At 59.3% G+C, this 13129-nt stretch carries 14 protein-coding genes and 1 pseudogene; 5 read left to right on the forward strand and 10 right to left on the reverse strand.

Features of this window, described 5'->3' with window-relative positions; genetic code table 11:
* Positions 1 to 4 precede the first annotated feature (4 nt).
* From J3P88_RS02780 to J3P88_RS02795, 4 genes are all read right to left on the reverse strand, one after another.
* Positions 5 to 217: a cold-shock protein gene (locus J3P88_RS02780; RefSeq protein WP_434573886.1), complete on the reverse strand. Its 213-nt coding sequence runs from the start codon at positions 215 to 217 to the stop codon at positions 5 to 7.
* Positions 218 to 406: 189 nt separating this feature from the next.
* Entirely contained in the window at positions 407 to 679 is a 273-nt protein-coding gene (locus J3P88_RS02785; RefSeq protein ID WP_053182600.1) for a hypothetical protein, read from the reverse strand.
* An 817-nt stretch (positions 680 to 1496) separates the two neighbouring features.
* A complete protein-coding gene (locus J3P88_RS02790; protein ID WP_434576345.1) occupies positions 1497 to 2072 on the reverse strand; it encodes a hypothetical protein in 576 nt (191 codons plus the stop codon).
* Positions 2073 to 2177: 105 nt separating this feature from the next.
* On the reverse strand, positions 2178 to 2600 hold the full coding sequence (locus J3P88_RS02795) for a DUF3757 domain-containing protein (protein ID WP_434573888.1): 423 nt from the start codon (positions 2598 to 2600) through the stop codon (positions 2178 to 2180).
* Positions 2601 to 2900: 300 nt separating this feature from the next.
* Between J3P88_RS02795 and J3P88_RS02800 the strand changes: the two genes are divergently transcribed.
* Positions 2901 to 3476, forward strand: a complete 576-nt coding sequence (locus J3P88_RS02800; RefSeq protein WP_434573890.1) for a DUF2780 domain-containing protein — start codon at positions 2901 to 2903, stop codon at positions 3474 to 3476.
* Between the two features lie 33 nt (positions 3477 to 3509).
* Here the strand turns inward: J3P88_RS02800 and J3P88_RS02805 are convergent, their stop codons facing one another.
* From J3P88_RS02805 to J3P88_RS02815, 3 genes and pseudogenes are all read right to left on the reverse strand, one after another.
* Positions 3510 to 3914: a DUF3757 domain-containing protein gene (locus J3P88_RS02805; protein ID WP_434573891.1), complete on the reverse strand. Its 405-nt coding sequence runs from the start codon at positions 3912 to 3914 to the stop codon at positions 3510 to 3512.
* Between the two features lie 710 nt (positions 3915 to 4624).
* A pseudogene (locus tag J3P88_RS02810) lies at positions 4625 to 5163 on the reverse strand (RHS repeat-associated core domain-containing protein); the annotation flags it as partial.
* Between the two features lie 80 nt (positions 5164 to 5243).
* On the reverse strand, positions 5244 to 6137 hold the full coding sequence (locus J3P88_RS02815; protein WP_434573893.1) for an acyltransferase: 894 nt from the start codon (positions 6135 to 6137) through the stop codon (positions 5244 to 5246).
* 353 nt (positions 6138 to 6490) lie between these two features.
* Here J3P88_RS02815 and J3P88_RS02820 point away from each other — a divergent pair, with 353 nt between their 5' ends.
* The 4 genes from J3P88_RS02820 (at position 6491) to creD (ending at position 10769) form a co-directional block, all read left to right on the forward strand.
* A complete protein-coding gene (locus J3P88_RS02820; RefSeq protein ID WP_434573895.1) occupies positions 6491 to 6997 on the forward strand; it encodes an ATP-dependent zinc protease family protein in 507 nt (168 codons plus the stop codon).
* 69 nt (positions 6998 to 7066) lie between these two features.
* Positions 7067 to 7747 (forward strand): two-component system response regulator CreB, encoded by a 681-nt coding sequence (gene creB / locus J3P88_RS02825; RefSeq protein WP_434573897.1) that lies wholly within the window; start codon positions 7067 to 7069, stop codon positions 7745 to 7747.
* Positions 7747 to 9165 carry a two-component system sensor histidine kinase CreC gene (creC, locus tag J3P88_RS02830; RefSeq protein ID WP_434573899.1) on the forward strand — a complete coding sequence of 473 codons (1419 nt, stop codon included), beginning with the start codon at positions 7747 to 7749 and terminating at the stop codon, positions 9163 to 9165. Before creB ends, creC begins: the two co-directional genes overlap by 1 nt.
* A 230-nt stretch (positions 9166 to 9395) precedes the next feature.
* Positions 9396 to 10769 carry a cell envelope integrity protein CreD gene (creD, locus tag J3P88_RS02835; RefSeq protein ID WP_434573901.1) on the forward strand — a complete coding sequence of 458 codons (1374 nt, stop codon included), beginning with the start codon at positions 9396 to 9398 and terminating at the stop codon, positions 10767 to 10769.
* Positions 10770 to 10950: 181 nt separating this feature from the next.
* On the opposite strand, the gene J3P88_RS02840 is transcribed toward creD, so the two are convergent.
* The 3 genes from J3P88_RS02840 to J3P88_RS02850 all read right to left on the reverse strand — a co-directional run bounded on the left by J3P88_RS02840 (position 10951) and on the right by J3P88_RS02850 (position 13062).
* The gene (locus J3P88_RS02840; RefSeq protein ID WP_434573903.1) at positions 10951 to 11580 is read right to left on the reverse strand and encodes a glutathione S-transferase; all 630 of its coding nucleotides are present in this window, start codon (positions 11578 to 11580) and stop codon (positions 10951 to 10953) included.
* A gap of 175 nt (positions 11581 to 11755) precedes the next feature.
* Complete coding sequence (locus tag J3P88_RS02845; RefSeq protein WP_346343465.1) at positions 11756 to 11935, reverse strand: hypothetical protein; 180 nt, start codon at positions 11933 to 11935, stop codon at positions 11756 to 11758.
* A complete protein-coding gene (locus J3P88_RS02850; protein WP_186706923.1) occupies positions 11932 to 13062 on the reverse strand; it encodes a PepSY-associated TM helix domain-containing protein in 1131 nt (376 codons plus the stop codon). Before J3P88_RS02850 ends, J3P88_RS02845 begins: the two co-directional genes overlap by 4 nt.
* Positions 13063 to 13129: the final 67 nt, after the last annotated feature.

Genomic DNA, 13129 nt, shown 5'->3' on the forward strand with positions numbered 1-13129 from the left:
GGCTTTATTCCGGCGCCACTCTCGTGGCCTGCATGCCTTTGTCGCCCTTTTCGATTTCAAAAAAGACCGTTTGCTTCTGTTTCAACGTTTTGTAACCCTCGCCGGCGATAGCCGAATAATGAACGAACAATTCCTCGCCTCCTTTGCCGCAGGTAATGAAGCCATAGCCCTTTGCATCGTTAAACCACTTCACGGTTCCTTTGATTCGGTCGCTCATTTTTATTCTTCCTGCTTGCCCGAATGAAGAAAGGCACAGGGGCTGTGGTTTGCCCAGAGCCTTGTTTGTCGTTGTCACGGCTGAGCTTAGAGCCCGTATAAGTGGCTGCCTACTGTCAAGGTTGACAGTAGGCAATACCGAGAGGAAATAACGGCTTGCGCCTTGATAGTCGGATGACTGCCGCAGCGGTCAGGCCATGGCGTGTGCCTGCAAGCGGCGGCCGATCACGTCCAGCACGTCGCAGCCATCGCGCAACGGAATCGCCAGGAGCAGGGCGAAGTCGTGGAGGACGACGGCGTCGGAGCTGAGTTCTTCGCGAAAGGCGATGTTTTCCAACAATTGGGTAACGGCGCGGATGCGGTAGGCGGCGGTTTCGTGGAGGACGTCGAGGGGGGCTTGGGTGTCGATGAGCAAGGCGGCGGGGGAGCAGTCGACGCCGGTGAGGGGCATGTATCGGTTCATTCGGTAGATCTCCATGGGTTCGATGATGCCGCCACTCACTCGTCGCCAAACGAATGGGTGGCAGCTGTACGCAGGTTGGCGAACCGACACCATGGAAGCCGGCAGACCCGAAGGCCTCCCGCGCACAACTGCCATTGAGCAGTTCTGCGGGTGCAAAAGCCCGTGCCGAAAAGCAGGGCTTCTGACCATAGTGTATCGAGTCGCCAAACCCGAGTCGCCATGTGGACGACGGGACGAACTATAGGCATCGCGGGTTGGCTTGGGCAAGGCTCGCTGTTGCGGGTGATTTCCCAAGTAGTTGTAAGATTTTTAGTCGACGGTGTTCGAGCGCTGTTGTGGCGAGGGAGCTTGCTCCCGCTGGGCTGCGCAGCGGCCCCAAAGCCAGTCACCGGGGCGTATCAGAAAGAATGCCATCCGCTTCATTGGGGGCGCTGCGCACCCCAGCGGGAGCAAGCTCCCTCGCCACGGGGGTGGTGGCTGGCTTATCTGTGAACACCCTCAGCGCCGGCGAGTAGGCGGGGCCTGGCTGAACACATTCCCCTGTGGGAGCGAGCCTGCTCGCGATAGGGCCAGGTCAGGCAACATTGATGGTGGCTGGTGTACCGCTATCGCGAGCAGGTTCGCTCCCACAGGTTTTTTCAGTGTTTGGTCCATGGGTGTCAGGGCATCACCTGCGCCGGCACTTGTGGCGAGGGAGCTTGCTCCCGCTGGGCTGCGAAGCGGCCCCAAAGCCAGTCACCGGGGTGTATCAGAAAGATGCCATCCGCTTCACTGGGGGCGCTGCGCCCCCCAGCGGGAGCAAGCTCCCTCGCCACGGTTACTCTTGGGCAGCTGCGGTCTCGACCCGTTCACAGAATTCAGGGTAGAACCCTTTGGCGCTGGGGCCTTGGCAATAGTCCTGCGCCTGGGCCAGGGCGTCGCCGCTGAATGTCACGCTACGGGGCATGCCGGCAAAGGTTTCGTAGCCGCCTTGTTGGGTCTTGATGGCGTCGAACCCTGGCATGTCATAGACCAGCTCCACGTCATCATCGGCAAGGATCCGCGCCTTGACCGTCACTTGCGTGTACTGCTTGCCCCCCGGCGCGCCGTTGAGCGCCGCCAGGCCGTGGCCGACGACCCGTAGCATGTGCGCAACCCAGGGCTCGCAGTCATCCGCACAAGTGCCAGGCCGGTAATGCACGGTCAGCGTTTGCTGGTCGCGGGTCACCTCGGTGAGGGTCGGGTCAGAGCGCTTGATGCGGTGTTCGATGGTCAGCCAGGTCTTTTGGTGTTCGCTGGTGCCGTCGGCCAGTTCCGGGTTCAGCGGGCCGCGCTGGCATTCGTTGACGCCCAGGACGATGAGCATGCCGGTCACGATGACCGCGAGGGTGGCGCCGCCGATCTGTACGTTCATGAACACACTCTGCTGGAAGAAGCCGCACTGTACGGTAATGGTGCAGGCGATGGCAGGGCGGTTTGAATGGCTGTGCTGGAACAGTGACGCGGTTGTCATTCCCGATCAATAAATCAAGTTGAAGTAGTCGCCGTCCATCAACCTGCACATTCGAATGTCCGCGCTTTCGCAGCGATTGCTCATCCACTTTGAAAAAGTCGGTTCCAGGATCTGTTGTTCTTCCAGCTTCAGATTGATCGCACCGTACCTGCATGTGATGGTCGCATTGGAGGGTGTCTGCTCGTTCCCGTCATCCTTATGAATCACGTACTCGGCACCTTCGAATTGCAACGATAACGGATTGACCACATCCACCAGGCTTTCGCTCACCCATTCGTACTCGTCCTGTACATCGACGAAAAAAACGTCTTCCACCGATTCGATGTTTCTACGGATGTCAGTGACGGCGGGGCAAGTTATTTCACCGGCCTGGACGTGGCCGATGATCAGCAAAAGCAGCACCGCGCCTCCAGCCAGTATTTTTTTCATGTGCCAGGCTCCAGGGCTCAGTTCAACAATTCACGGCTTTGGTCGGGCGGGCTACTGTCGAGGTTGACAGTTATTTATGTCAATTTAGAACTGTATATGGATGTTTGGTAACTTTTGGCTATATAAAAAAGCGTGGTTTTCGTTAAATCAGACACTTCTTACGCTCCTGGAAGAATTTTCTGTGATGGCTATCGGCTATTAGCTCAGTACGTTTAGGAACAATCTTCGCCTGCGCCAGTCCAACCCACGCTTTAGCCGCCCTTCATGGGCGGCTTTTTCATGTTCAAGAGGATGTCCCGGATGAAGGTTTCACGCGGTTTTGCACTGTCTTGGCTGTTGATACTGGCCGCCAGCCCGGCCTTCGCGCAGTTCAGCCTCAGCGATGCCGCCAATGTGGTGTCGGCCATGCAGGGCAGCTCAGGCGAGGAAGAGGGCGTCGTGGCCGCCGCACCGAAAGCCGCCGGGTTGCTCAATACCCTGGGATCGGAACTGAAGATCACGCCGGAGCAGGCCATCGGCGGTGCCGGTGCGATGCTGGGGCTGGCGAGGAATCGGCTCAGCGAGCCGCAGTTTTCCGAGTTGAGCAAAAGTGTGCCGGGCCTGGATCAGATCGCCGGAAACAGCGCCATCGGCGGGCTCAATGGCTTGGGTGGTTTGCTCGGTGGCGGGTCGGATAACAATGCCTTGCTCGACGGCCTGCTGGGTAACGTCAAGGATACCGGCGACCTGAACAATGCCTTCAGCGCGCTGGGCATGGACAGTGGAATGATTGGTCAATTTGCTCCAATCATTTTGCAGTACCTCGGTCAACAGGGCGTGGCCGGTTCGCTGTTGCAGAACCTGGGGGGCATTTGGGGGAGCGGTGCGGGTGTGTGAGGGTGGCGACACCGAAAATCCGCCACAAGAAGGTCAGAATCTCAAGCTGAGGTAGTCGGTGCTTCCCTGCCTGCAAGTACGGGTGTCCCGGCTGGCGCAACGCATGTCCAGTCCAGGCATTAAGGCCGGTTTTTGGGACGTAGGGTAATCCAGCGTGAGGTTCATCTCACCGTGATTGCAAGTGATGCTGACCCTTGCTGGCGGCTGGTTATCTTCGTCGAGCTCCTGGACCGCGAACTCGGCATCGTTGAAGGGCAGCGCCGCAGGGTTGAGTTCCTGTACGGGGCTTTGGCTTTGCCATTCGGGATCATCCTGCATTTCTACCGTTGCAGTGTTTTCATGGAGTTGTGTCACGGCCGGACAAGTGACTTCTCCAGCGTGGACATGGCCGATCATCAGCAGAATTATTCCGCCGCCGCCTGTCATGAAATTGCGCATGGGTCTGCTTCCGTAATTAGGTCTCGGCGACATGGTTACGGCTGGGTCTGGCGGGGGGTACTGTCAGGGTTGACAGTTTTTTATGTTAATTTGGAATAAGTGGCTTCAATTCGATAGTCATTTTGAATGGAGGCCGTACAGACCAACGGTCGGCTTGGTGTCGCTGCATGAACGAGGATGTCCAGGAGGTAAGCTCGGTCCAGCAGCTTCTGATCATCAAGCTGCCTCAGGATGAATTATTTGGGTGCTCTTATTTCGCGGTTTCTCGATGAAGGTGCTGCTTCAGGTGCTCTAGCAGTTATTGTTTCGTCAACTCTTCTGCGAAGAAATATAGAATCACCCAAATGCTTTATTCGGGCGGATCGGCTTTGATCTGGTGGGCGCCAGTCTGTAAGTTCGGAAATGCCAAGTTTTAGTGGGTTGTTGGTCTTGTTAGAGGCTCCAATAGGGATGGTTGGATTGATATGCTCAAGGTACAGGTTATCGCTATTTGTATTTAATGATTCTGAAATTGAAAGAATTTCATTTTTTTTATATTGGTCTAGTTGAATGGTATTTTCAATGGAGTCCGACGTTTTGCGTGCGATGGTTCGCCCGCCTGCCTTGACTTTTGCCCCGTTTTCTATCGCGATTACGGTATTTTCTATCGCGATTACGGTATTTTCTATTGATGTTTTGGTTCCAAACAAGCGTCTTAAGTATCTAAGTAGCGGTATGTGGCCAGTCTGATCCTCTTTATTTATAGGGTCATTTTCACAGTATGCATAAGCATTCAACCCCCCCCCTCCCCAAACGGACTCAAACTATCCGGACTATTAAACCGCATCAACACCGGATTGAACGCCCGATACCCATTCCCCAACAAATAATGCCCCGTCACCGGATCCGGCCGTTCGCCGTTAAACCCAAGCAAACTGAGCAGACCGTTTTCCGCCGGGCGATGTCCGTAAGGGCTATAGGCAAGGGGATGAAGCCGGTTCGCATCGAGCACATTCAACAGCGACCGCTGCTGATCGGTCGCCAACAGGGCGGTATCGACCTTCACATCCTCGCGCCGACGTTGCGCCAACAACTGGTCTTCATGCTGAAATACGCTGCGCTGCACCGCGCCCTGTATCTCCGTCGCCAATCGGCTTTTGCAATAAAAGCGCTGGATACCCGCCTCGACGGAAGGCGCACAATCGACCAGACGATCCAGCGGGTCGTAGCGGTAGCGGCACAATACGGTCTCACGAGGGGCAACAGGCATGCTCCGAACTCCGTGTAAGGTCCAAAAAGCCGGACCTCCAGCATCGGAGCTTTTTCAGCCGCTGCCTACTATCAGAACTGTTAGGTTCCCATCCCCTCGTTGCGCAATTGGGCGATGCGCCGGTCCTTTTCAGTCCAGAGCCGGTTGACCCAGTCCTGCACCCGCTGGCGAAACACCGGGTCGTTTTCGTAGTCGCCTTGCCAGAGCGTAGGGTCCAGTTCGCGGGTCTGGATGTCGATGATGACCCTGGGCACCGCGCCGCTGATCAAGTCCCAGAACCCGGGAATGCGGTCTTGCGGATAGACCACCGTCACGTCCAGCACCGCGTCCAGTTGTTCGCCCATGGCCGCCAGCACGAACGCCACGCCACCGGCCTTGGGCTTGAGCAGGTGGGTGAAGGGCGATTGCTGTTGTTGGCTTTTGGTGGCGGTGAAGCGGGTGCCTTCGAGGTAGTTGACCACGGTGACCGGTTGACGCTTGAACAACTCGCAGGCGGCCTTGGTGATTTCCAGGTCCTTGCCGGCCAGTTCCGGGTTCTTTGCCAGGAACACCTTGGTGTAGCGCTTCATGAACGGGTAATCCAAGGCCCACCAGGCCAGCCCCAGGAACGGCACCCAGATCAGTTCTTTCTTGAGGAAGAACTTGAAGAACGGCGTGCGCCGGTTGAGGGCCTGGACGAGGGCGGGGATGTCCACCCAGGATTGGTGATTGCTGATCACCAGGTAAGACGTATCGCCGCGCAGGTCGGCGCCGCCGCGGATGTCCCAGCGGGTGGGGATGCACAGGGCAAAGATCTGCTTGTCGATCTCGGCCCAGGTTTCGGCGATCCACATCACTGCCCACGAGGAATAGTCGCGAAAACGCCCGGGCAGAACCAGTTTGAGCAGTGCGAACACCATCAGCGGCCCGAACAGCACCAGGGTGTTGAGCAACAGCAACAGGGTGACGAAACAGCCGGTGAGCAGGCGGCGCATAGATGACTCTTGCAAACGGGTGGGCGGGCCATGATAAGCAAGCTTCGGGTGGTAGGCCAAATCGGCTTGGACGAAAGTTTCACTTGGGCTTGGCTAGACTGGACTGGCTTCTGTGGCGAGGGGATTTATCCCCGTTGGGTTGCGAAGCAACCCCAAACAGTCAACTCGAATAGCCAGGTGTACCTAGATTTCAGAATCTCAGGGGGCGCTTCGCACCCCAGCGGGGATAAATCCCCTCGCTACAGGGGTAGCGCTTGGCTGGAGTTTCTCTTAGCCATTGCTATCGAAGTCAACCGAACGAATTCATCAGCCACGGTCTAAAAAACCACGCCCACAATGGAAGCCCTAACTACATGAAATCAGTTCTCGCCCTGCTTTCCCTGATGGCCCTTCCGGTGCTGGCCGCCGAGCCGACCCTGTACGGGCGCTACGAATACATCGCGTTGCCGGAAATCGGCGGCGAAGTGCTCAAGGCCAAGATGGATACCGGCGCCTTGACCGCCTCGCTGTCGGCCAAGGACATCGAGACCTTCACCCGTGACGGCGACGATTGGGTGCGCTTCCGCCTGGCGACCAAGGATGCGAGCAACAAGGTCTACGAACACAAGATCGCCCGCATCAGCAAGATCAAGACCCGTTCCGAAGAGGATGAAGAGGACGACGAAAAGATCGCCCCCACCAAGCGCCCGGTGGTCGATCTGGAATTGTGCCTGGGCAACGTCAAGCGCACGGTCGAGGTCAACCTGACCGACCGCAGCAGTTTCAATTACCCGCTGTTGATTGGTGCCAAGGCATTGCGTGAGTTCGGTGCGGCGGTGAACCCGGCGCGGCGGTTTACGGCGGATAAGCCGGACTGCTGATTTCCCTGATTGACTCACCCCAAACCTTGCGGCACCGTTCCGGCAACTTTACTGCCGGGCCCGCAAGCCATGCCTCATATCCTGATTGTCGAAGACGAAGCCGCCATCGCCGATACGCTGGTGTTTGCCCTGCAAGGGGAGGGGTTTGACACCACTTGGTTGAGCCTCGGCGCAGCCGCTCTTGAACACCAGAAAAACACCCCGGCGGACCTGATCATTCTCGATGTGGGCCTGCCGGATATCAGCGGATTCGAGACTTGTAAAAAAATCAGACGTTTCAGCGACGTTCCGGTCATCTTTCTTACAGCCCGGGATGGCGAGATCGACCGGATCGTGGGTTTGGAGATCGGCGCCGACGATTATGTAGTCAAACCCTTCAGCCCCCGCGAGGTGGCGGCCAGGGTTCGGGCGATCCTCAAGCGCGTGGCGCCGCGGCCGGTGGCGGAGGTGGGCACGGCGTTGTTTCAGGTCGATGCGGACCGCGTGCAGATCAATTATCGCGGCACACCGCTGAACCTTACCCGCCACGAATTCCGCCTGCTCAATTGCCTGCTGGAGCAGCCCGAGCGGGTTTTCAGCCGCGAACAATTGCTCGATGCCCTGGGCGTTGCCAGCGATGCCGGCTACGAGCGCAGCATCGACAGCCACATCAAGAGCGTGCGCGCCAAGTTGCGCCTGGTCCGCGCCGAGGCTGAGCCGATCCAGACCCATCGGGGCCTGGGCTACAGCTACAGCCCGGGGCACAGTTGATGTCGCTGGGGATCCGGATTTTCCTGGTGTATGTGCTGTTTATCGCCTTGACCGGTTACTTCGTGCTCAACACGGTCATGGAGGAGATCCGCCCCGGCGTGCGCCAGTCCACCGAAGAAACCCTGGTGGACACCGCCAACCTGATGGCCGAGATCCTGCGGGACGATTTCAAGGCCGGCACCCTCAACCAGAATCGTTGGCCACAATTGCTCAGGGCTTATGGCGAGCGCCAGCCGGCGGCGACGATCTGGGGCTTGCCGAAAAACCAGGTCAGCCATCGCATCTATGTCACCGATGCCAAGGGCATCGTGGTGCTCGACTCCAGTGGCGTGGCGGTGGGGCAGGATTATTCACGCTGGAACGACGTTTACCTGACCCTGCGCGGCCACTACGGCGCCCGTTCGAGTCGCAGCGATCCGGACGACCCGGCGTCTTCGGTGATGCACGTCGGTGCGCCGATTCGCGACAACGGCCGGATCATTGGCGTTGTCACCGTCGCCAAGCCCAACAGTTCCTTGCAGCCTTATGTCGATCGCACCGAGCGGCGGCTGTTGATCTATGGCGCCGGGCTGGTCGCCCTGGGCTTGTTGCTGGGCGGCTTGTTGTCCTGGTGGCTCAGCGCGGCACTGCGGCGTTTGACGATCTACGCCCAGGCGGTCAGCCAGGGGCGTCGGGTGGAAGTGCCGCATTATCGCGGCGGTGAATTCGAGCAACTGGCCGGGGCGGTGGAGCACATGCGCACCCAACTCGAAGGCAAGGCCTACGTCGAGCGTTACGTGCACACACTCACCCACGAACTCAAGAGCCCGCTGGCGGCGATTCGTGGCGCCGCCGAACTGCTGCAAAGCGACATGCCCGCCGCCCAGCACCAACGCTTTGTCAGCAACATCGATAACGAAAGCGTGCGTATGCAGCAGTTGATCGAGCGCTTGCTCAACCTGGCCCAGATCGAGCAGCGCCAAGGGCTGGAAGAAGAGGTCGCCGTGCCGCTGGCGGCGCTGATGGCTGAGTTGCTGGAAGCGCGCGGCGGTTGGATCGAAAGTCGCCAATTGACGGTTGAACAGCATATCGCTGCCGACCTGGCGCTGACGGGAGAGCCGTTCCTGTTGCGCCAGGCCTTGGGCAATCTGCTGGAAAACGCCTTGGACTTCACCCCCATCAACGGCCTGCTACGAGTGAGCGCCGAGCGCCGTGGGAATCGTGTCGAGATCCGCCTGTTCAATCAGGCCGCGCCGATCCCCGACTACGCACTGCCGCGCTTGAGCGAGCGCTTCTATTCCCTGCCGCGCCCGGACAGCGGCCGCAAGAGCACCGGCCTGGGGCTCAACTTCGTCGAAGAAGTGGTGCAGTTGCATGGGGGGCAATTCAGTATTGGCAATGTCGAGGGTGGGGTGGAGGTGGTGCTGAGGTTGCCCTGAAAACCCAGTTACTCAGTTTGGAACACTCTTGTGGCGAGGGAGCTTGCTCCCGCTGGGCTGCGAAGCGGCCCCTTTGCGACTGCTTCGCAGCCGAGCGGGAGCAAGCTCCCTCGCCACAGGTTTCATTGGTCAGGTGAGATTTCAGTCTCCACACAATCTCCACATTTCCCTCATAAACCCCTCACACAGCCACCCCAGACTCTCCCTCATTCGAACAGGGAGAGCCCCACATGAACCGCAGCCTCGCCATTAAACTGGGCATGATCGCCCTCTTGATCCTCTTGCTGATGATCCCGCTGTTGATGATCAATGGCCTCATCGACGAGCGCCAGGAGTTGCGCGACGGTGTGCTGCAGGACATCGCCCGCAGCTCCAGCTACAACCAGCAACTGATCGGACCGATGATCGTGGTGCCGTTTCGCAAGAGCGTGAAGGTCTGGAACACCAATGAGAAGACCGGTGTGCGTTTCCTGGAAACCGTCGAACGAACAGGCGAGTTATATTTTTTGCCTGAGCAATTCGAGCTCGACGGCCAGATCCGCACTGAAACCCGTGCCCGGGGCATTTACGAAGCGCGGATGTTCCACGCCGACAACCGCATCGATGGCCGCTTCAAGGTGCCTGAGCGCTACGGTGTCGCTGCCAAGGATTTCGCCGATTACCGTTTTGACGAGCCGTACCTGAGCGTCGGCATCAGCGATATTCGTGGCATCGAGAATGCGTTGACCTTGACGCTGAACCAGCAGACCGTCGATTTCCTGCCCGGCTCGCGACTCGGCTGGCTGGGGCAGGGTGTGCATGTGCCGCTGCCGATGATCACCGCCCAGGGCGGCCCTGAGTTGACCTTCGGTTTTGACCTGCGCCTGCAAGGCACGGGCGAGTTCCAGATTCTGCCGGTGGGCAAATCCACCAAGGTGCACCTGTCGGCCGACTGGCCGCACCCCAGCTTCATCGGCAACTACCTGCCCACCAACCGCGAGATCAATGAGCAGGGCTTCAGTGCTGATTGGCAAACGTCGTTTTTCTCCACCAACCTGCTGGAAACGCTGCAAGCCTGCGAGCCAAGCGATAGTTGTGAAGCGTTCCGCAGCCGTGCCTTCGGGGTGAGTTTCATCGATCCGGTGGACCAATACCTCAAGAGCGACCGGGCGATCAAATATGCGTTGCTGTTCGTCGCGCTGACCTTCGCCGGTTTCTTCCTTTTCGAAGTGCTCAAGAGCCTGGCGGTGCACCCGGTCCAGTACGCCTTGGTGGGGGTGGCGCTGGCGTTCTTCTACTTGCTGCTGTTGTCGTTGTCGGAGCACATCGGTTTCACCCTGGCGTACTTGGTGTCGGCCAGTGCCTGTGTCGTATTGATCGGGTTTTATGTCTGCCATGTGCTGCGCAGCGTGAGCCACGGCCTCGGGTTTTCGGCGGGGCTGGCGGGCTTGTACGGTTTGCTTTATGGCCTGTTGAGCGCCGAGGATTATGCGTTGTTGATGGGGTCGCTATTGTTGTTCAGCCTGTTGGGCGTGTTCATGGTGCTGACCCGCAAGCTGGACTGGTATGGGGTCGGGTCGAAGCCGGCCGCGGCGATGAACTTCGAGTTGGGAGAGGTGAAGTGAGCCGGTCGCTGGGGTTGCGGGAGGATCAGCGCCAGGGCGAAAAGTTGGTGGCGCTGATTGCTGGGTTGTTTCCTCTGGAATCGTATTGGCCCATTCGCGAGCAAGCCCGCTCCCACAAGTCTTGCGCAGACATTGTGGGAGCGGGCTTGCTCGCGAAGAGGTCGGTGCAGCCAATACAGAACTAAATCCTGGGCACCGTCTCGACCATCGAGGACCGCAGGCTCACCTCGGCAAACCAGGCTGCTAATTGCGGATTGGCCTTGCGCCACTCCAGGTCGGGATGGCGCAGGTCCAGATAGCCCAGGGCGCAGGCCACGCTGATGGAGGCCACGTCGAAATGGCTGGCCAATTCGGCAATCGCCTCGGCTTCGAGCAGGCCCAGGGCACGGCGAATCTTGTCCCGTTGTGCATCGAGCCATTCGTCCCAGTGTTTTTCCACGGGGCGTAGCGCGGTTTCGTAGCGGATCATCACCGCTGCATCCATGATCCCGTCGGCCAGGGAGGCGAGGGTCAGGCGCCGCCAGCGCGCCGCGCCGTCCCGGGGGATCAGCGGGTTGCCGACGTGCTGGTGGTCGAGGTAATCGAGGATCACGCGGCTGTCATGGATCACTGTCCCGTTGGCCAGGCGCAGGGCCGGGATCTTGCTCAACGGGTTGTCGTCGATAAGCGCCCGGTCCGGCTTGACCGGCGTGAGCTGGCTAAGCTGCAACGCCACTCGGTCTTGCTGGCCGGTTTCGTGCAGCAGCACCAGGACCTTGCGCACGAAGGGCGAAGCGGGATTGTGAAACAGCGTCATGCTGGGGGTGGACATGCGGGTATCCTCGATTGGGCGGGCAGGGGCTTAGCCTAGACAGTTGCTGGGCGGCTGGCGAGTTCCAGTGTGGGAGCGGGCTTGCTCGCGAAGGCGGCCTGTCAGAAACATAATTGCGACTGACACGCCGCCTTCGCGAGCAAGCCCGCTCCCACAGGGGCGTGTTTGTCTGGGGTTATCCGCGTTTGATCAAGCCCCAAGTCCCCAGCACCGTGGGTATGCCCAACCCAACCCAGCTCACCGCATCCCATGCGCCGTCACCCAGCAACGCCGAAAACAGCCCTGCCGCACTAAGCGCACCGATCATCAGGGGAATACCAAACACCTTCCAGAAATTCGACTGCCGAGGCCTCACGAAGCGACCTCCGCGCCGACGGTTGCACGTTTGGCGGCCTTGCGCCGAACTACCCACAGATACACGCCGCTGCCCAGGACGATGATGGTCAGGATATCGAGGGTCGCCCAGAAGATCTGCATCGGCCGGCCACCGTAGTCGCCGAAGTGCAACGGCAGGGACAGGCTCATCATGTCCATGTACCACGGTCGTTCGGCGACGGCGGTGACGTCCAGGGTGGTGGCATCGATCAGCACGGGCGTGAGCAGGTGCGAGGTCAGGTGGGTGTCACCTTTCATGAACACGCTGTAGTGGTGCTCACTGGAGAACAGCGTACCGGGGAAGGCGATGAAGCTGGGCTCCATGCCCGGCGCGACGTCCTTGGCAATGTCCAGCAAACGCGTGGCCGGAGCCAGTTGGGTCAGCGGCGGGGCGTTGCGGTAGGGTTCGACCATGGCACTGAGGCTGTCGTTGCGCCATGCCGCGATGAGCAGGTCGGCGCACGCGGCGATGACGCCGGTGACGCCCACGGTCAGTGCCCAGACCAGCGTGACCACGCCGATCAGGTTGTGCAGGTCGAGCCAGCGCAGGCGCGTGGATTTGTCCTGGCGCACCGTGGCGAACTTCAAGCGGCGCATGAACGGTAAATACAACACCACCCCGGAGACGATGGCAATCACGAACAATAGCCCCATGAACGCCAGCAGCAGCTTGCCCGGCAAGCCAGCGAACATGTCCACGTGCAGGCGCAACATGACCATCATGAAACCGCCATTGGCCGAGGGCATTTCCAAGGCTTCGCCGGTGCGCCCGTCGAGCATGAAGGTGTGGGAGGAATTGGGTTCGGTGCCCGGTGTCGGTGCCATGATGGTGATGACGCCGTTGGGCTCGTCCTCGTCCCAGCCAAAATACTGCACCACTTCACCTGGGCGATGGGCCTTGGCTTTTTCCACCAGTTGCTGCAAGTCCAGCGGCGGCGTGCCGGCCGGCATCTCCCGAAGCTCGGGGGCGTCGCCCAGCAGGTGTTCGATTTCATGGTGGAAGATCAGCGGCAGCCCGGTGATTGCCAGCATCAGCAGGAAGACCGTGCAGATCAGGCTGGTCCAGGTGTGGACGAAAGACCAGCGACGAATGGTTTTGCTTTTCATGATCGATCCGAATGCAAAAGGGCACTTGGGGGGATAACACTGTTCTTTTGGGGGACAGCCATTGTGG

This window comes from Pseudomonas sp. Z3-6 (assembly GCF_051131985.1).
Taxonomy (GTDB): Bacteria; Pseudomonadota; Gammaproteobacteria; order Pseudomonadales; family Pseudomonadaceae; genus Aquipseudomonas; species Aquipseudomonas zanjanensis.